Origin of the sequence: Caballeronia sp. INDeC2 (assembly GCF_023631325.1) — a bacterium.
Classification (GTDB): Bacteria; Pseudomonadota; Gammaproteobacteria; order Burkholderiales; family Burkholderiaceae; genus Caballeronia.
Genome location: NZ_JALQDG010000013.1, coordinates 21,568 through 40,235, shown reverse-complemented (window position 1 = coordinate 40,235; position 18,668 = coordinate 21,568). Strand labels below are relative to the sequence as shown.

General features: G+C 63.9%; 18 protein-coding genes and 1 pseudogene. 10 read left to right on the top strand and 9 right to left on the bottom strand.

The genetic code is table 11. From position 1 onward, the window contains the following. The first annotated feature begins 11 nt into the window (after window positions 1-11). On the top strand, window positions 12-1,115 hold the full coding sequence (locus NCS28_RS11450) for an aldose 1-epimerase (protein WP_250513940.1): 1,104 nt from the start codon (window positions 12-14) through the stop codon (window positions 1,113-1,115). 65 nt (window positions 1,116-1,180) lie between these two features. Next, a complete protein-coding gene (pyrF, locus tag NCS28_RS11445; RefSeq protein WP_250513939.1) occupies window positions 1,181-1,993 on the top strand; it encodes an orotidine-5'-phosphate decarboxylase in 813 nt (270 codons plus the stop codon). 9 nt (window positions 1,994-2,002) lie between these two features. On the opposite strand, the pseudogene NCS28_RS11440 reads toward pyrF, so the two are convergent. The 5 genes and pseudogenes from NCS28_RS11440 to thiL form a co-directional block, all read right to left on the bottom strand. Next, window positions 2,003-2,623, bottom strand: a pseudogene (locus NCS28_RS11440) (DEAD/DEAH box helicase); the annotation flags it as partial. An 8-nt stretch (window positions 2,624-2,631) separates the two neighbouring features. Next, window positions 2,632-3,276: an SWIM zinc finger family protein gene (locus NCS28_RS11435; protein WP_250513938.1), complete on the bottom strand. Its 645-nt coding sequence runs from the start codon at window positions 3,274-3,276 to the stop codon at window positions 2,632-2,634. A 16-nt stretch (window positions 3,277-3,292) separates the two neighbouring features. Then, a complete protein-coding gene (locus NCS28_RS11430; protein ID WP_250513937.1) occupies window positions 3,293-3,793 on the bottom strand; it encodes a CinA family protein in 501 nt (166 codons plus the stop codon). A 25-nt stretch (window positions 3,794-3,818) separates the two neighbouring features. Then, the gene (locus tag NCS28_RS11425; RefSeq protein ID WP_250513936.1) at window positions 3,819-4,364 is read right to left on the bottom strand and encodes a phosphatidylglycerophosphatase A family protein; all 546 of its coding nucleotides are present in this window, start codon (window positions 4,362-4,364) and stop codon (window positions 3,819-3,821) included. Continuing rightward, window positions 4,354-5,361 carry a thiamine-phosphate kinase gene (gene thiL / locus NCS28_RS11420; protein ID WP_250514005.1) on the bottom strand — a complete coding sequence of 336 codons (1,008 nt, stop codon included), beginning with the start codon at window positions 5,359-5,361 and terminating at the stop codon, window positions 4,354-4,356. The genes NCS28_RS11425 and thiL overlap by 11 nt, the downstream gene beginning before the upstream one ends. Window positions 5,362-5,614: 253 nt before the next feature. Here thiL and NCS28_RS11415 point away from each other — a divergent pair, with 253 nt between their 5' ends. The 3 genes from NCS28_RS11415 to NCS28_RS11405 all read left to right on the top strand — a co-directional run bounded on the left by NCS28_RS11415 (window position 5,615) and on the right by NCS28_RS11405 (window position 9,393). After that, entirely contained in the window at window positions 5,615-7,909 is a 2,295-nt protein-coding gene (locus NCS28_RS11415) for an NADP-dependent malic enzyme (RefSeq protein ID WP_250513935.1), read from the top strand. A 421-nt stretch (window positions 7,910-8,330) separates the two neighbouring features. Further along, window positions 8,331-8,813: a ribonuclease gene (locus NCS28_RS11410; RefSeq protein WP_250514004.1), complete on the top strand. Its 483-nt coding sequence runs from the start codon at window positions 8,331-8,333 to the stop codon at window positions 8,811-8,813. A gap of 16 nt (window positions 8,814-8,829) precedes the next feature. Next, a complete protein-coding gene (locus NCS28_RS11405) occupies window positions 8,830-9,393 on the top strand; it encodes a barstar family protein (RefSeq protein ID WP_250513934.1) in 564 nt (187 codons plus the stop codon). Window positions 9,394-9,492: 99 nt separating this feature from the next. Here the strand turns inward: NCS28_RS11405 and NCS28_RS11400 are convergent, their stop codons facing one another. Together NCS28_RS11400 and NCS28_RS11395 are read right to left on the bottom strand one after the other, a co-directional pair. Further along, entirely contained in the window at window positions 9,493-10,230 is a 738-nt protein-coding gene (locus NCS28_RS11400; protein ID WP_250513933.1) for a 16S rRNA (uracil(1498)-N(3))-methyltransferase, read from the bottom strand. Between the two features lie 64 nt (window positions 10,231-10,294). Then, complete coding sequence (locus tag NCS28_RS11395; protein WP_250513932.1) at window positions 10,295-10,708, bottom strand: VOC family protein; 414 nt, start codon at window positions 10,706-10,708, stop codon at window positions 10,295-10,297. 428 nt (window positions 10,709-11,136) lie between these two features. On the opposite strand from NCS28_RS11395, the gene tkt reads away from it, so the two are divergent. After that, window positions 11,137-13,188: a transketolase gene (gene tkt / locus NCS28_RS11390; protein ID WP_250513931.1), complete on the top strand. Its 2,052-nt coding sequence runs from the start codon at window positions 11,137-11,139 to the stop codon at window positions 13,186-13,188. Window positions 13,189-13,236: 48 nt separating this feature from the next. After that, the gene (gene gap / locus NCS28_RS11385) at window positions 13,237-14,247 is read left to right on the top strand and encodes a type I glyceraldehyde-3-phosphate dehydrogenase (protein WP_061135374.1); all 1,011 of its coding nucleotides are present in this window, start codon (window positions 13,237-13,239) and stop codon (window positions 14,245-14,247) included. Between the two features lie 72 nt (window positions 14,248-14,319). On the opposite strand, the gene NCS28_RS11380 is transcribed toward gap, so the two are convergent. Next, entirely contained in the window at window positions 14,320-14,709 is a 390-nt protein-coding gene (locus NCS28_RS11380; protein ID WP_061121321.1) for a hypothetical protein, read from the bottom strand. A gap of 111 nt (window positions 14,710-14,820) precedes the next feature. After that, window positions 14,821-15,513 (bottom strand): FadR/GntR family transcriptional regulator, encoded by a 693-nt coding sequence (locus NCS28_RS11375; protein ID WP_250513930.1) that lies wholly within the window; start codon window positions 15,511-15,513, stop codon window positions 14,821-14,823. Between the two features lie 228 nt (window positions 15,514-15,741). Here NCS28_RS11375 and NCS28_RS11370 point away from each other — a divergent pair, with 228 nt between their 5' ends. Genes NCS28_RS11370 through NCS28_RS11360 form a run of 3 tightly spaced genes read left to right on the top strand, consistent with a single transcriptional unit; the run spans window position 15,742 to window position 18,605 of the window. Continuing rightward, a complete protein-coding gene (locus tag NCS28_RS11370; protein ID WP_250513929.1) occupies window positions 15,742-17,067 on the top strand; it encodes a C4-dicarboxylate transporter DctA in 1,326 nt (441 codons plus the stop codon). A gap of 21 nt (window positions 17,068-17,088) precedes the next feature. Beyond that, complete coding sequence (gene alc, locus NCS28_RS11365) at window positions 17,089-18,099, top strand: allantoicase (protein ID WP_250513928.1); 1,011 nt, start codon at window positions 17,089-17,091, stop codon at window positions 18,097-18,099. Next, on the top strand, window positions 18,096-18,605 hold the full coding sequence (locus NCS28_RS11360) for an ureidoglycolate lyase (RefSeq protein ID WP_250513927.1): 510 nt from the start codon (window positions 18,096-18,098) through the stop codon (window positions 18,603-18,605). Before alc ends, NCS28_RS11360 begins: the two co-directional genes overlap by 4 nt. Window positions 18,606-18,668 lie beyond the last annotated feature (63 nt).

The window sequence follows — 18,668 nt, the reverse complement described above, 5'->3', positions numbered from 1 at the left end:
GAGCACGAGTCATGGCTGTTGCGCGCACAGAGCAAAGACCGAATCCTGCATCGACGTCCAAGGCACAGGCGAACGCCCGCCGTTCGAGGCTCGCCGCTGCAGCCGAACCGCCAATCCGCCCCGGCCCGGGCACCGCGATGGTCGCAATGGGCGGCCGCGATGTCGACGGCTGTATCACGCTCGCGAACGCGCATCTGCGGCTCGAACTCGCGCCGTCGCTGGGCGGCGGGATCACGCGCTTCGACTGGCGGCATCAGGGCACGCTCGTGCCGATCTTCCGGCCGTGCGTCGATCCGGGACCGGACACCGATCCGAATCAGCTCGCGTGCTATCCGCTTCTGCCGTACTCGAACCGTATCGGCAACGGGCACTTTCAGTTTTCAGGACGCTCCATCGACGTGCCGTGCAATCGCGCCGGCGAACCGCTGCCGTTACATGGCGATGGCTGGCTCGGCGCGTGGGAAGTCGCGGAGGAAGCGTCCACGCGCGTGCGTCTGACGCTCGATCGCAGCGACGGCAAGCCCTATGCGTTTCGCGCCACGCAGACCTACACGCTCGACGACGCCACGCTCGCCGTAACGCTCGACGTCGAAAACACCGGCGACGAAGCGCTGCCGTTCGGCCTCGGGCTGCATCCGTTTCTGATGCGCGAGGCGGACACGGAGTTGTCCGCGGCGGCGGGCGGCGTGTGGCTCTGCGGCGACGACTGGCTCCCGGTGCGGCACGTGCCGGCGCCCCCCGCGTGGCAATTCGGCGTCGCGTATCCGATGCCGTCGGAGATGGTCAATAACGCGTTCACCGGCTGGAGCGGCCGCACGAGCGTGCTGTGGCCGAAGCGCCGCCTGTCGCTCACGATCGCCGCCGACACCGATTACTACGTGTTGTACGCGCCGCCCGGCGAGAGCTTTTTCTGCTTCGAGCCCGTCGATCACCCGATCAACGCGGTGAATTTGCCCGGCGGCGGCGAAGCGCACGGGATGACCGTGCTCGAACCGGGCGAGCGGCTGTCACGCGAGTTTCGGTTTACCGTCGAGCGCACCGGTGAAGCGGCGCGGCGTGCAAGGCCGCGCACGCGGGCGGGCGCGAAGGCGCGGGCGCGGGACGTTGCGCGCTGATCGGAAAGGGAAGCGAAGCCACGCACGTTAAAATGCGTGGCATCGACGTTCAACGAAATCCCGCCATGTCCTTCATCCAGACCCTCAACGCCGCGTGGTCGCGGACGCAATCGCTTCTGTGCGTCGGCCTCGACCCGGAACCCGCCAAATTCCCCGGCGCGCTTAACGGCCGCGCCGATGCGATCTTCGAGTTCTGCAAGACCATCGTCGATGCGACCGCGCCGTATGCGTCGTCGTTCAAGCCGCAGATCGCCTATTTCGCGGCGCATCGCGCGGAAGATCAGCTCGAAGCGCTGATCGCGCACATTCACGAGCAACACGCCGGCATTCCGGTGATTCTGGATGCGAAGCGCGGCGATATCGGCAGCACGGCCGAGCAGTATGCGAAGGAAGCATTCGAGCGCTACGACGCGGATGCCGTGACGGTCAATCCTTACATGGGCTTCGATTCGATCGAGCCGTATCTCGCGCATGAAGGCCGCGGCGTGATCGTGCTGTGCCGCACGTCGAACGCGGGCGGATCGGATCTGCAATTCCTCACGACGGACGGTAAGCCGCTATATCAGGTCGTCGCGACGCTCGCGGCGCAGAAGTGGAACGCGAGCGGCCAGCTCGGGCTGGTCGTCGGCGCGACGTTTCCGAAGGAAATCGAAACGGTGCGCGGGATCGTCGGCGATATGCCCTTGCTGATTCCGGGCATCGGCGCGCAAGGCGGCGATGTCGAAGCGACCGTGCGCGCGGGCCGCACCGCGAACGGCGCGGGCATGCTGATCAACTCGTCGCGCGCGATCATCTACGCGGGCAAGGGCGACGATTACGCGCAAGCCGCGGCCGAAGCGGCGAAGACGACGCGGGATACGATCAACGCGTACCGCTGAGCGCGCGCGTCAGGCATCAGGAATCGGCGCGAGCAGCGCGTCGATATCCTCGGCGGAGAACTTCTCCACGGCGCGCGCGTCATCGGACAGAATGCCCGCCGCGAGCGCCGCCTTGTGCTGCTGCATCGACACGATCTTTTCTTCGATGCTGCCCGTCGCGACGAGCTTGTACACGAACACCGGCTTGTCCTGCCCGATGCGATGGGCGCGATCCGTCGCCTGATTCTCGGCGGCGGGATTCCACCACGGATCGTAGTGGATGACGGTATCGGCGGCGGTCAGGTTCAGGCCGACGCCGCCTGCCTTCAGGCTGATCAGGAAAACCGGAACCTCGCCTGCCTGAAAGCGCCGCACGGGCGTCTTGCGATCCGCGGTCTCGCCGGTCAGCGTGACATACGCGAGACCGGCTTCGTCGAGCGCGGCGGCAATGATCGCGAGCATGCCCGTGAATTGCGAGAACACGAGCACGCGCCGGCCTTCTTCGATGAGATTCGGCAGCATTTCCATCAACAGCGCGAGCTTGGCCGATTCCGGCGGCTTCTTCGCGCCCGGCAGCTTGACCAGCGACGGATCGCAGCAGACTCGCCGCAGCTTCAGGAGCGCGTCGAGCATCAGGATATGGCTGCGCCCCGCTTGCCCTACAGCGCGTGGGTGTTGCCCGAATAGCCGCGCTCGGATCTGAGCGCGCGAATGCTGGCGTCGTCTTCCGAGGTCACGAATGTCGGCGGACTGTTCCAGGCTGCGTAGTTCGGGGTCCAGCTTTCGGTCGAGCGGATGGCGCCATCGACGCCGAGTCGCGCCTTGAAGGTCAACAGTCCGAAAGCGGACTGGGCGAGCAGGGCCGGCGCGAGCACGTGTACGATCCGGTACACCGCGCCCGTCGCGGGCTTGGCCGCATTCGCGCGCGCGAGCTGCGTCGACTCGACCTTTGTGCGAAAGCTGGAGAGCCATTGCTCGACTTCCATGCCTACCCCGGCTCGGGCGGCGCTTTCTTTTCTTTCCAGATAGGCGAGCAGCGTCGCGGCGACGTGCTTGCACGCATATCCGACCGGACACGAGCAATAGCCTATCGGCGGGTTGTTGATGAACGAGATCTCGACCACGTACGGCGCCGGTTGCGTACCCGGCACATGCGCGCGCAGGATGTCGTCCGCCCAGCCGATATCGCTGACGGCACGGACGTAGCCGCGCGCCTTGTCGATTGTCCTCGGGCCTAACCGGCGGGCGACCTGTTCTTCGGAATATGTCGGCGGATGTGCCGATTGGCCGTTTTGTCGTCGCATGCAAAGCGCTCGCGCATCAACGTTCGCGCTGCTCCAGAAACTCCAGCAGTTTGCGCAACGCATGCGCGGCCGCCTGCGTGCGCACCTGCTCGCGGTCGCCCTTGAAGAGTTGCGTCTCGACGCCGGTATGAAGCCGGTTGCTCCACGCGAACGAGACCGTGCCCACCGGCTTCGCTTCGCTTCCTCCCGCCGGGCCCGCGACGCCGGTGATCGCGACCGACACCTGCGCGCGGCTGTTGCGCAGTGCGCCTTCGGCCATCGCTTTCGCGACGGGCTCGCTCACCGCGCCGTGCTGCTCGATCAATGTCGCCGGCACGCCGATCATCTCGATCTTCGCGAGATTCGAATAGGTGACGAAGCCGCGCTCGAACCATGCGCTGCTGCCGGAAATGTCGGTGATGGCGCTTGCGACCATGCCGCCCGTGCACGATTCGGCGGTCGCGAGCATCAGCCGTTCGTCGCGCAGCTTGTTGCCGACGCGGATCGCAAGTTGGTGAACGACGGTGTCCGTTGGCATGGTGGTGTTCTCGAAGGATTGAAAATCAGACGGTCATGCGCCAGAGCGCGATCACGAGCAGCGTGGAAAAGGCCGCGACCAGGTCATCGAACATGATGCCGAAACCGCCTTTCAAATGGCGGTCGAAATAGCGGATGGGCGGCGGCTTCACCATGTCGAAGAAACGGAACACGATGAACGCCCACAACTGTCCGGTAAAAGTCGCGGGCGTGACGAGCAGCAGCACGAGCCAGAACGCGACGATCTCATCCCACACGACCGGCGACGGATCCGCGATACCCATCTTCTTCGCGGTGAAACCGGTGAACCAGCATCCGGCGACGAAGCCCGCTACGATCAGCGCGGCCCATTCCGCGACCGTCAGATGCGGATTGAACACGACGAACGATACCCACGCGAACAGCGTGCCGACCGTTCCCGGCGCAATGGGAGACAACCCGCTGCCGAAACCGAGCGAAAGAATATGAAGCGGATGGGTGAGCATGAAACGCGCGCTCGCCTTGCGCGGCGCGGCGCGCGGCGCATTGCGCGAATCGTTCGATTCGCCCGCGAGTCTCGGGTCAGTCTGCATGAAAATGATCGAAGCCTTGCAACGTCAGGGAGAGCGGGGCGCCCGAGGCATCGCGCCAGGCGATACCCGCGATACGCGGCGCACCGGATGATTCGATTGTACCGATGCGGGTCAGCGGCACTTCCACGCGCGTCGCGATATTCGCAAGCGCGTCGCGCGCATCGACAGGCGCGGTGAAGCAAAGCTCGTAGTCGTCGCCGCCCGCAAGCGTGCATGCGCGGCGCGCGGCGTCGGGCAGCGCGCGCACGGCGTCCGAGCACGGCACGGCATCGGCATCGACGACGGCGCGCACGCCCGAGCGCTTCAGAATGTGCATGAGATCGCCGGCGAGGCCGTCGGAGATATCGAGCGCCGCGTGCGCCACGCCGCGCAACGCGAGACCCAGCGCGACGCGCGGCTCGGGCCGCTCCAGCGCGCGCTTCCAGTCTGCGGCGACGGCGTCGTCGGGTGCGCGCCATTCGCCGCGAATCGCGCCGAGTTCCGCGCGCGCATCGCCCACTGTGCCCGATACCCAGATGTCGTCGCCGGGGCGCGCGGCGTCACGGCGCAATGCTGCGCCGTGCGGCACGTCGCCGAACACGGTGATGCAGAGGTTGAGCGGACCGCTCGTCGTATCGCCGCCGATGAGCGCGCAGTCGTGACGTTGCGCGAGCGCGAAGAGGCCGTCGCTGAACGCTTCGAGCCATGCTTCGTCGGCGCGCGGCAACGCGAGCGCGAGCGTGAACGCGTGCGGCTTCGCGCCCATCGCGGCCAGGTCCGAGAGGTTCACGGCAAGCGCCTTGTGGCCGAGCGCGTGCGGATCGACATCCGCGAAGAAGTGGCGGCCTTCGACCAGCATGTCCGTCGAAATGGCGAGCTGATGCCCGGCGGGCGGCGCGATGAGCGCGCAGTCGTCGCCAATGCCGAGCGGCGTAGCGGCCTCGTCGTCATGACGTGGCGAGGGCGCCGCCGCGCGGCGTGCGAAGAATCGGTCGATCAGTGAAAACTCGGAGAGCATCGTCGGCGATGAATAAGTTTTTGTGCGCTGCAAGAGGAAAGCGCGGGGCTCGCAAGGAACCACGAAAGCCTTCGCCCCGCATCTCGAAAAAATCGAACGATGTGCCACGAGCCTTGCTCCGCGAGGCGATCAGACCGTTTCCGGTCATGGCACTTGTAGCCGAAATGCATGGAGCGCGGTCCGAAACCGCCCCTGAATGGCGCTACAATGCGTTCGAACTTCCATTCTAATTCCCGCACTGCTAGCCCGCCTTATGACGACCGACGCCAATACCAAGTTGCGCGAAGCTGCGCTCGACTATCACGAATTCCCGGTTCCCGGAAAGATCGCGATCGCGCCCACCAAGCAGATGATCAACCAGCGCGATCTCGCGCTGGCCTATTCGCCGGGCGTCGCGTTCGCGTGTGAAGCGATCGTCGAAGATCCGCTGAACGCCGCGCGTTTCACCGCGCGTAGCAACCTCGTGGGCGTGGTTTCGAATGGCACGGCCGTGCTCGGTCTCGGCAACATCGGGCCGCTGGCGTCCAAGCCGGTCATGGAAGGCAAGGCCGTGCTCTTCAAAAAGTTCGCCGGCATCGACGTGTTCGACATTGAGCTGAACGAGAGCGATCCGCACAAGCTCGTCGACGTGATCGCCGCGCTCGAACCGACCTTCGGCGGCATCAATCTGGAAGACATCAAGGCGCCGGACTGCTTCATCGTCGAGCGGGAATGCCGCAAGCGCATGAAGATTCCCGTGTTCCACGACGACCAGCACGGCACCGCGATCGTCGTCGCGGCGGCGATCACCAATGGTCTGAAGGTGGTCGGCAAGGACATCGGCGAAGTGAAGCTCGTCGCCTCGGGCGCGGGCGCGGCGGCGCTGGCCTGCCTGAACCTGCTCGTCGATCTCGGCATGAAGCGCGAGAACATCTTCGTGACGGATCTGGCGGGCGTGGTCTACAAAGGCCGCACCGAACTCATGGATCCGGACAAGGAGCTCTTCGCTCGCGAAACCAGCGCGCGCACGCTCGCCGAAGTGATGGAAGGCGCGGACGTGTTCCTCGGTCTCTCGGCCGGCGGCGTGCTCAAGCAGGACATGGTCAAACAGATGGCCGTGAAGCCGCTGATTCTCGCGCTCGCGAACCCGACGCCGGAAATTCTGCCGGAGCTCGCGCTCGAAGTGCGCCCGGACGCGGTGCTGGCCACCGGCCGCACGGATTATCCGAACCAGGTCAACAACGTTCTGTGCTTCCCGTTCATCTTCCGCGGGGCGCTCGACGTCGGCGCGACCGTGATCACGAAGGAAATGGAAATCGCCGCGGTGAACGCGATCGCAGAACTCGCGCGTCAGGAACAGAGCGATATCGTTGCGACCGCCTATGGCATTCAGGATTTGTCGTTCGGCCCGGAATATCTGATTCCGAAGCCGTTCGATCCGCGTCTCATCGTGAAGATCGCGCCGGCCGTGGCGAAGGCCGCGATGGATAGCGGCGTGGCGACGCGCCCCATCGAGGACATGGAAGCCTACGAGCAGCATCTGCAGCAGTTCGTCTATCACAGCGGCACGACGATGAAGCCCGTGTTCCAGCTCGCGCGCAGCGTCGAGCCGGAGAAGAAGCGCATCGTGTTCGCGGAAGGCGAGGAGGAGCGCGTGCTGCGCGCGGTGCAGATCGCCGTCGATGAAAAGATCGCCAAGCCGATTCTCATCGGCCGGCCGGCGGTGATTCAGCAGCGCATCCAGAAGTTCGGGCTGCGTCTCGCGCCGGGCGTCGATTTCACGGTCGTCGACACTGATCACGACGAGCGTTATCGCGACTTCTGGCAGACGTACGCGAAGATGATGGCGCGAAAGGGCATCAGCGAGCAGATGGCGAAGCTCGAAATGCGCCGCCGCACGACGCTCATCGGCGCGATGCTGGTGCAAAAGGGCGAAGCCGACGGCATGATCTGCGGCACGGTGAGCACGACGCATCGGCATCTGCACTTCATCGATCAGGTGATCGGCAAGAAGGAAGGCGCGAAGGTCTACGCGGCGATGAACGCGCTGGTGTTGCCGGGCCGGCAGATTTTCATCGTCGATACGCACGTGAACGTCGACCCGACGCCCGAGCAGCTCGCCGAGATCACGATTCTGGCGGCGGAAGAAGTGAAGCGCTTCGGCATCGTGCCGAAGATTGCGCTGGTGTCGCATTCGAACTTCGGCACGAGCAACGCGCCTAGCGCGCAGAAGATGCGCGAGGTGCTCGCAATCCTGAAGGAGCGCGCGCCCGATCTCGACGTGGATGGCGAAATGCATGGCGACGTCGCGCTCGATGCGCGTCTGCGCCGCGAAGTGCTGCCGGAATCGACGCTCGAAGGCGACGCGAATCTGCTGATCCTGCCGAACATCGACGCGGCGAACATCTCGTACAACCTGCTGAAGACGGCGGCGGGAGGCGGCATCGCGATCGGGCCGATTCTGCTCGGCGCGGCGAAGCCGGTGCACGTGTTGACTTCGTCGGCGACGGTGCGTCGTATTGTCAACATGACGGCGTTGCTGGTGGCGGATGCGTCGGCGGCGCGCTGATCGCGGCTGTGGGGGATGAAACGCGGCGGGCTTGCCCGCCGCGTTTTTTTTGTCCGGGCGAAAAAAAAGCGTGCCGTGGGTCCACGGCACGCTCGAGAGAAAGCAAGAGGGGTATCTGCTTTAACCCGCAAAAAAAGCAGGATCGTCGGCGGAGCGCGATGCCGTGAAGCTGGCGATGAGTGAGGCGGCTCATCCAGGGGCTTCAAGATCCCACGAACGAAATTATTATCGCGTTCGCGATAAAAATCTCTCAGATTTGGGCTAATTCCTTGAACGGCGATCGATCAGAAATGGCCGCATTCCACCGAACCGCGAAAAAAATTCCGATTTTCCGCGCAACGTTGCTTCGCTCTGTCATTAGCGATACCCTTACATCTTTCATGGTCGCCGGTTTTTGGTGTAACGCGAGGACAGCCGTTTGGTGACACGCGCGCGAGGCATTTCCTTTTTCGTCGCTTTGAGCGTCCTGTTGGGCGCGTGCGGCAAGGAGGAACCTCGCAGCGGCGGTCAGGAACCGGTTGCTTCCGTGAGTCCGGCGCCGGTCCCGCAGACAGAGCCGGTCCGGGAGCCGCAGGCACGGCAACCGGACTCGACCCGCGGGCGGGAGCGTGACGGACTGGCCACCGTCCACATTGCGCAGTTGCCCAGGCAGGCGGTCGCGACCTTGCGGCTGATCGAAACGGGCGGCCCATTCCCTTACGAGAAGGACGGCGTCGTGTTCGGCAATCGCGAGCGTTTGCTTCCGCGGCATCCACGCGGCTACTACCACGAATACACCGTTCCCACGCCTCGCGCGAGGGATCGCGGCGCGCGCCGGATCGTATGCGGTGGTCCGAAGAAGCAGGTCGGCGACTGCTACTACACGGACGACCACTACGCTACTTTCAAACGGATTGCGGATTAACTACGGGATTTACGGCATGAGCGACAACATCTACGCGCACGACCACAGCGTCGCGAGTGATCTTTTCGCCACCGGCGACGGCAACCTGTTCCAGCGAGTATTGCGGCTACGCATGACAGAACACGACAACAGACCCGACGACGAGACGAGGCCTGAGGAGGGCCATCCGCACGAGGATCCGGAAGCGCTGTTCGCCACGGTGCGGCCGAATATCGTGCAGTCGATCCGCGCTTTCCGCGTGCAGGATCTCGCGGACGAGGCGAACCGCCTCGGCCAGCATTTTCTCTACGCCTATCTGGGCCAGGCCCAGAGCAAGCAGGAAGTGCTCGAAACCATCGCCACGTCGTTTCTGTTTCCGAAGCACTTTGGCAAGAACTACGACGCGCTCTACGATTCGCTCACCGATCTCGTCCACAAGGCGGGCTCTCAACCGGGCTTCGTGATCGTGCTCGAACAACTGCCGATCGCGCAGAAGTTCGACAAGGAAGGCCGCGAAGTGCTGCTCGACGTGTTTCGCGACGCTGCGGAATTCTGGGCGGAAAGGAAAGTGGCTTTCCGAGTGTTCTATTCGTTCGTCTGATTCAGCACGGCTGGCGTAAATACGTCAGTCAGAAAAGCAACAGCCCGCTGGACGCGGCCGCGCGTCGATCGGGCTGTTTTCATTTGCGTGCCGCGCGTATTACCAGCCGCCCCAGCGCGCGGCCAGCGCCCCGAGCACCGCGATGCCCGCCGTTTCCGTGCGCAGCACGCGCGGGCCGAGTCCGAGCGCGGAGAATCCCGCATCGATGATCGCGCTTTCTTCGCCGGGCGAAAAACCCGCTTCCGGTCCGATCAGCAAGGTGACGGGCTCGTGCGGCGCTTCGACCGGCAGCGCCGCGAAACTCACTTCGGCGCGCGGCGAGAGCAGCAGGCGCAATTCGCCATCGGCGGCGGCGGGAAGATCGGCGAGCCAGGCGTGGAGATCGCGCGGCGGCGCGACGTGGGGCACGCGGTTGCGTCCGCACTGCTCGCACGCCGCGCGCGTGAGCGCCTGCCAGTGCGCCTGACGCTTGAGCGCGCGCTCGCCGGTAAGGCGCACGACGCCGCGTTCGGCGGTAATCGGCGCGATGGCCGCCACGCCCAGTTCCACCGTCTTCTCGATGAGCCAGTCCATCTTGTCGCCGCCCGCGACACCCTGCGCGAGCGTCACGCGATAAGGCGGCTCGGCCTCGCGATCGCTGTGTTCGTCGATACGCGCCATCGTCGCGCGCTTCGCGATATCGACGAGCTCGCCGCGATATTCACCGCCGCGGCCGTCGAAGAGGGTGATCGCGTCGCCCGTTTGCAGACGCAGCACGTGCACGTGACGCACGACGTCATCGGGAAGGAGGAGGGTTTGGCCCGCGAACAGCGGACCTTCGACATGAAAACGTGGCATGAATGGTCGATCGCGGACGTTGCTGTTCGCGGATAGTGGTGATGCTTGCCGGCGACGCGCCGCTTCAGTTCAGATGCCGCGCGATCGCCCAGCGATAGCCGTCCGGGTCTTCGATCTGCGCGAAGCGGTCACCCCAGAACTGGTCTTGCGGCTCGATGAGCGGCTTCGCGCCGACGGCGAGCGCGTGCTGAAACGTCGCATCGACGTCATCGACATACAGATAGAACGACTGCGGCGCCATCAGCCCCGCGCTCTTCGGCGTGCGCGCCTGCGAACCGTATGCGCCTTCGGGCGCGAACATCACGATCAACTGTCCGCGATACGTCATCTCGACATGGATGATCGTGCCGTCGTCGTTCACGCTGTCGCGCACCGTGAAGCCGAGCGCCTTCTCATAGAACGCGATGCTTACGCGCGAGTCGCGCACGGTGAGATACGGGATCAGCCAGGGCACGTCGGCGGGGCGTGGGTCGGTCATCGAAAGCACTCCTTGAAGCCTTGCTGAACATTGGGAAACATTTTGCCATGAAGCCGTACTAACGACGGACCGGCAAGAACTTGCAAAACGGGTCGCGCCGGACGGATTTCGACGGAAGAACGTCCGTTGGCGGCGCGCGTTACCGTGTAATGTCACGCGTTGTCACAAGGTCGCGCTACTGTTGCAGCGCGACTCGCCGACCGTGTTTTGCACGGAACATGCCCGCGCGCCGGGACGCCCGGCCGCACCGGATTCGCTCCTTACAGGCGCGTGTCAATCGGACCGGTCTGTTAGAATGACGGCCTCCCGATCCTCGTCGTTTCTCGTCGTCCCGGTCCTGAAAACGTTGTGTCCCGCGGGTCCGGCTCAAGTGAGAAGTACGCCAGAGAAGCACCGCGGATCATTTCAGGACCTGCCCCAGACTCGACATGACGATCCCGACCTCCAGCCAGTCCGCCCTCATGGCCAACGCGATCCGCGCGCTTGCCATGGACGCCGTTCAACAAGCCAATTCCGGTCACCCCGGCATGCCGATGGGCATGGCCGAAATTGGCGTCGCGCTGTGGTCGCGCCATTTGAAGCACAACCCGACGAACCCGCACTGGTTCGATCGCGACCGTTTCGTTCTGTCGAACGGTCATGGTTCGATGTTGCTGTATTCGCTCCTGCACCTCACCGGCTACGACCTGCCGCTCGCCGAACTGAAGAATTTCCGCCAACTGCATTCGAAGACCCCGGGCCACCCGGAAGTCGGCATGACGCCGGGCGTCGAGACGACCACGGGTCCGCTCGGCCAGGGCGTCGGCAATGCGGTCGGCATGGCGCTCGCCGAAGCGCTGCTCGCCGCCGAATTCAACAAGGCGGACGCGAAGATCGTCGATCACTACACGTACGTGTTCCTCGGCGACGGCTGCCTGATGGAAGGCATCTCGCACGAAGCCTGCTCGCTCGCGGGCACGCTTAAGCTGAACAAGCTGATCGCGCTGTACGACGACAACGGCATTTCGATCGACGGCCACGTCGAACACTGGTTCCACGACGACACGCCTAAGCGCTTCGAAGCGTACGGCTGGAACGTGATCCGCGCCGTGGATGGCCATAACGTCGATGCGGTCGACGCCGCCATCGCCGCCGCTAAGAAGTCGGACAAGCCGACTCTGATCTGCTGCCGCACGGTCATCGGGAAGGGCGCGCCGACGAAGGCGGGCGGCCACGATGCGCACGGCGCGCCGCTCGGCGACAAGGAAATCGCGGCGACGCGCGCGGCCATCGGCTGGAACTATGGTCCGTTCGAGATTCCGCAGGAAGTGTACGCAGCGTGGGACGCGAAGGAACAAGGCGCGCATGTCGAAACCGAATGGAACAAGGCGTTCGACGCGTACAAGGCGAAGTACGCCAGCGAGGCCGCCGAATTCTCGCGCCGCATGAGCGGCGAGCTGCCGGCGAACTGGGCGGAAGCGGCCGCGAAGATCATCGAGGACGCGAATCAGAAGGCCGAAACGATCGCGACGCGCAAGGCATCGCAGAACACGATCGAAGGGCTGGCCGCGGCGCTGCCGGAACTGCTCGGCGGTTCGGCCGACCTGACCGGCTCGAACCTCACCAACTGGAAGGCTTCCAAAGCGGTCCGTGCCGCGGGCGACGCGGAAAACGCGAATCCGGAGCACGCGGGCATCCAGTGGGGCAACCACATCAATTACGGCGTGCGCGAATTCGGCATGAGCGCGGCCATCAACGGCATTGCGCTGCATGGCGGCTATCGTCCGTTCGGCGGCACGTTCCTGACGTTCTCGGACTACAGCCGCAACGCGCTACGCGTCGCTGCGCTGATGAAGTCGCGCTCGATCTTCGTGTTCACGCACGATTCCATCGGACTCGGTGAAGACGGCCCGACGCACCAGTCGATCGAGCACGTGTCGAGCCTGCGCCTGATCCCGAATCTGCAGACGTGGCGCCCGGCCGATACGGTCGAGACGGCCGTCGCGTGGACGCACGCCATCGCGCATCACGGTCCGTCGACGCTGATTTTCAGCCGCCAGAACCTGCAATTCTCGACGCGCAACGACATTCAGATCGCCAACATCGCGAAGGGCGGCTATGTGCTGCGCGACTGGAACGACGATATCCCCGCGCGCAAGATCATCCTCCTCGCGACTGGCTCGGAAGTGCAGCTCGCGATGGAAGCGGTCGAGGCGCTGGCGAAGGAAGGCATCGGCGCACGTGTCGTGTCGATGCCCTGCACGAACGTCTTCGACAGGCAGGACGCCGAATACCGCGAGCGCGTGCTCCCGAAGGGCGTGGCGCGTGTGGCGATCGAGGCGGGCGTGACGGATTTCTGGCGCAAGTACGTGGGCCTCGAAGGCGGCGTGGTCGGCATCGACACGTTCGGCGAGTCGGCCCCGGCGGGCGCGCTGTTCAAGCATTTCGGCTTCACGGTGGAGAACGTGGTCAAGACGGCGAAGGCCGTTCTCGCCGCGTAAGCACTGACGTCAGCGAAGCAAGGTTTTTTTAAGCCAAGGAGATAGACCATGACGATTCGCGTTGCAATCAACGGCTACGGCCGGATCGGCCGCAACACGCTGCGCGCCCTCTACGAGAACGGCAAGAAGCATGACATCGAGATCGTCGCCATCAACGACTTGGGCGATGCCAAGACCAACGCGCACCTGACGCAATACGACACGGCGCACGGCAAGTTCCCGGGCGAAGTGTCGGTGGACGGCGATTACCTCGTCGTCAACGGCGACAAGATCCGCGTGCTGGCGAACCGCAACCCGGCCGAACTGCCGTGGGGCGAGCTGAAAGTCGACGTCGTGATGGAGTGCACGGGCTTCTTCACGACGAAGGAAAAGGCGAGCGCGCACATCAAGGGCGGCGCGAAGAAGGTCATCATCTCGGCGCCGGGCGGCAAGGATGTGGACGCGACCATCGTGTACGGCGTGAATCACAACGTGCTGAAGGCTTCCGACACAGTCATTTCGAACGCTTCGTGCACGACGAACTGCCTCGCGCCGCTCGTCAAGCCGCTGAACGACAAGATCGGTCTCGTGAACGGTCTGATGACTACAATCCACGCCTACACGAACGATCAGGTTCTGACGGACGTGTATCACGAAGACCTGCGCCGCGCGCGCTCGGCGACGCACAGCCAGATCCCGACGAAGACGGGCGCGGCTTCCGCGGTCGGCCTCGTGCTGCCGGAACTGAACGGCAAGCTGGATGGCTACGCGATCCGCGTCCCGACGATCAACGTGTCGGTGGTCGATCTGTCGTTCATCGCCGCGCGCGACACGACGGTCGAGGAAGTCAACAAGATCATGAAGGAAGCGTCGCAAGGCGAGCTGAAGGGCATCCTCGGCTACAACGACGCGCCGCTCGTGTCGATCGACTTCAACCACAACCCGGCTTCGTCGACGTTCGACGCCACGCTCACGAAGGTCTCTGGCCGTCTCGTGAAGGTGTCGAGCTGGTACGACAACGAGTGGGGCTTCTCGAACCGCATGCTGGATACGGCTGTGGCGCTCGCGAACGCCAAGTAAGTTTCGGCTTGCTGAAACGACAAAGCCGCTCTTCGGAGCGGCTTTGTTTTTTGGTGCTTCAGCCTATCTCGGTTACGCGAGCTTTTCTCGCAGGAACGAGACGACGTAAGGCGTCGCCGCAGCGGCAACTGTCGATGCCGTGGCGGGATCGATTCCCATGCGTGCCGCGATCGATTCGGCGACGCGCCCCGTCAGGATGCCTTCGCCACCTTCTTCCATCGATTTCAGAAAGCCGTCGCCCCGCACGAGCCCTGCCGCGAACGCGGCGAAAAAGCTCTTGCCAGGATGATCACCCAGCAAGCCCTGATTCTGTTCTTCGGCGTGTGCGTGCGCGGTTTCCGCAGCGGTGCTGAGCATTTGCTGGCTATCTTCGGGACTGAAGCCTTGATCGGTCAGCGCTTGCGTGGCTTGCGCGCCGTGCTCCGAAGATAGAAATTCTGAAACGAGTTGTTGCATGTCCATCGATGCTGCTCCTCTTGATGTTCGCTAATTGCAGGGCAGCGCAAGCGGATAGAAACCTCCATCACGCACGGCCCTTGCTGAGACTGCGAACACGTCGAGAAGTGCCGTGCTTTATCTGTTCGGTACCGGAAAATGCACGCCCGCGCGCTGCGCCGCATTGACGATGTGCCCTTCGATCGCGCGGCCGGCCTTCTCTCCGTCGCGCGCCTTCAACGCTTCGATGATCACGGCGTGCTCGTGATACGTCGACAACACCAGCTCGCGCCGGTAGAAAGGCAAGCGCTGGCTTTCCTTCATGATGTCGGCGCTGCCGCGCAGGATGGATTCGATTGCCGCGTTCCCCGCGAGACTCACGATGCGCATATGGAATGCGAAATCCAGTTGCGCGGCTTCCTCGAGCGCCGATTCCGTCAACGCGGCGTGCAGCGAATCGAGATTGTCGTCGAGCCAGTCGATGTCGGCATCGCCGATCGAATGCGCCGCGAGCCGCGCGACGAATCCCTCCAGCGCGAAGCGCATCTGATACGTATCCGGCAGCGACGCCTGATCCGCGAAACGCCACGGATGCGCGGTGCTCGCCTGCGCGCTGCTGACGTACACACCCTTGCCCGGCCGGATATGCAACATGCCGAGCGCTTCGAGCGTCGAGAGCGCCTCGCGCAGCGACGCCCGGCTGATCGACAGTTCCTCCGACAGTTGACGTTGCGCCGGCAACAGGCTTCCGACCGGGTACATGCTCGATTCGATGCGCTCGCGGATGGTCGCGATAGCGGCGTCGGTCACGGTATGCGGAACGTTTTTCATAGGAAGAAAACAGTATTGGCCGGTCTGACCGCCATTGTATGCGTGTGCCGCGCGCGCGTGTGAACGGTCGTTCCACGCGTATTTCCATGCCCGGTCTGAACAGGGTAAACCGCTACCAATGCGTTCTTGACGGCGTTATATCGGCTTTCTAATATTCCTCATCACAGCACTGGTCCGACCAGTCGGAACAGTTGCTCGGGTCCTGAGACATTAGACGAGGAGACGGTCGTGTCGAGATTTTTGAATTCGCTGTTCGGCAGGGTGATGATCGCGCTGGTCATCGGCATCGTGGTGGGCGCGCTGTTTCCGCAATTCGGTCAGTCGCTGCGGCCACTCGGCGACGGCTTTCTGAAGCTCATCAAAATGGTGATCGGACCGATCGTGTTCTGCGTCGTCGTGAGCGGCATGGCGAGTGCGGGCGATCTGAAGAAGGTCGGGCGCGTCGGACTGAAGGCGGTCATCTACTTCGAAATCATGACGACGCTCGCGCTCGTGATCGGCGCGATTCTCGCGTGGGTAACGCGCCCGGGCGTCGGCATGAACATCGATCTGCATACGCTCAACGCCGCATCGCTCTCGACGTACACGGAGCACGCAAAGAGCCTGAAGGACACCGCGGGTTTTCTGCTCAAGATCATTCCCGATACCGCGGTCGATGCCTTCGCCAAAGGCGACATTCTGCAAGTGCTCGTGTTCGCGATTCTGTTCGGCGCGGCGCTCTCGATGCTCGGCGACAAGGCGCAGCGCGTGACGGTGTTCATCGACGAGCTGTCGAACGTGTTCTTCCGCATCATGGCGTTCATCATCAAGCTCGCGCCGCTCGGCGTGCTTGGCGCGATCGCGTTCACGACCGGTCAATACGGCGTCGCGTCGCTCAAGCAGTTGGGCTTGCTCGTGATCGTGTTCTACGCGAGCTGCTTCCTGTTCGTGTTCGTCGTGCTGGCCGTGGTGATGCGCCTCGCGGGCTTCTCGATCTTCAAGCTCGTGCGCTATCTGCGTGAAGAACTGTCGATCGTGCTCGGCACTGCTTCGTCCGATGCCGTGCTGCCCCAGGTCATGCGCAAGCTCGAATGGATGGGCGTGAAGGATTCGACCGTCGGTCTCGTGATTCCGACCGGCTACTCGTTCAACCTCGACGGCTTCTCGATCTATCTCACGCTCGCGGTGATCTTCATCGCGCAGGCGACCAACACGCCGCTGTCGCTGCATGACCTGATCGTCGTGGTGCTCGTGTCGCTGGTGACGTCGAAGGGCGCGCACGGCATTCCCGGCTCGGCCATCGTGATTCTCGCCGCGACGCTGTCCGCCATTCCCGCGATTCCCGTGCTCGGCCTCGTGCTGATTTTGCCGGTCGACTGGTTCGTGGGCATCGCGCGGGCGGTGACGAATCTCATCGGCAACTGCGTGGCGACGGTGGTCGTCGCCGTGTGGGAGAACGACATCGACCGGGCGCGCGCCAAGCGCGTGCTCGACCAGGACGCCGAATATCGCTTCGTGCCCGCCGCGCCGGAATCCGGGCACGGTCACGGTCATGAAAACGCACACGCAATGTGATTCACCGCAAAAGGAACTGAAATGGCCAACCCGATTCTCGACGCAGACGCTCCCGCTTTCGCCCGCCGCTACATGAATCTCGCGGACCCGCGGCTCGGCGCGCAGGCGCTCTTCGCCACCGACGAATTCTTCGCGCCCAAGGAGCGCATGCTGGAGCCGCAGCCCGCGGTGTTCATCCCCGGCAAGTACGACGAGCACGGCAAGTGGATGGACGGCTGGGAGACGCGCCGCAAGCGCACGACGGGCTACGACTACTGCATCGTCAAGCTCGCGCGAGCGGGCGTGATTCACGGCATCGATATCGACACGAGCCACTTCACCGGCAATTTTCCGCCGGCGGCGTCGATCGAAGCGTGCTACAGCGAGAGCGGCAATCCTCGGGAAGACGGCGACTGGCGCGAGATCGTGCCGTCGACGACGCTGCAGGGCAATCGTCATCACTATCTCGAGATCGCCGACACGCGCGCCTACACGCATCTGCGCGTGAACATCTATCCCGATGGCGGCATCGCGCGCTTGCGCGTCTACGGGCAGCCGAAGACGGATTTCTCACGCGTGGAACGCGGCACGCTGCTCGATCTCGCGGCGATCGAAAACGGCGCGTATCTTGTCGCGGCGAATAATCAGCACTTCGGTCCGGCGTCGCAGATGCTGATGCCGGGACGCGGCGTGAACATGGGCGACGGCTGGGAAACGCGCCGGCGTCGCGAGCCGGGCAATGACTGGGCGATCGTCGCATTGGCGAATCCCGGCGTGATCCGCGCGATCGAAGTCGATACCGCGCACTTCAAGGGCAACTATCCGGATCGCTGCTCGCTGCAGGCGGCGCGCGTGGAAGGCGGCACGGACGAATCGCTCGTCACTCAGGCGATGTTCTGGCCCGTGCTGCTCGGCGAGCAGAAACTTTCGATGGACAGCGTGCATCGCTTCGAGAAAGAGATCGCCGCGCTCGGACCGGTGACGCACGTGCGCTTCAACATCTATCCGGACGGCGGCGTGTCGCGTCTGCGCATCTTCGGTGAAATCGAATGAAGACGCTGACGCTCGAACCGTTGACGCGCGAAGCCTTCGCCCCGTTCGGCGACGTGATCGAACTCGAAGGCGCGCGCCATTTTCCGATCAACGCGGGCACGACCGAGCGCTTTCACGATCTCGCGAACGTGGAGGTCGGCTTCGAGAGCGGCGGACGGCCGCTCATCAACGTGTTTCGCGGCCAGCCGCGCACACAGCCGGTCGTGATCTCGATGATGGAGCGGCATCCGCTCGGCAGCCAGGCGTTCGTGCCGCTCGCGGACGTGCGCTATCTCGTGGTCGTCGCGCCCGCGGGTGAGTTCGATCCGGCCGCAATGCGCGCGTTCCATGTGCGCGGCTGGCAAGGCGTGAACTACGCGCGCGGCGTGTGGCATCACCCGCTGATCGTGCTCGACAAGGTGGCGGATTTTATCGTCGTGGATCGTGGCGGCGATCTTCCGAATTGCGACGAGATCGAACTGCCCGAGCGATACACGCTGATCGAACACGAAGTGCGCGCCGCATAGGGCAATTGGAGCGAATCGTAATGCAACTGCGAATCGATCGCAGACGCATATCACGAAACGTCG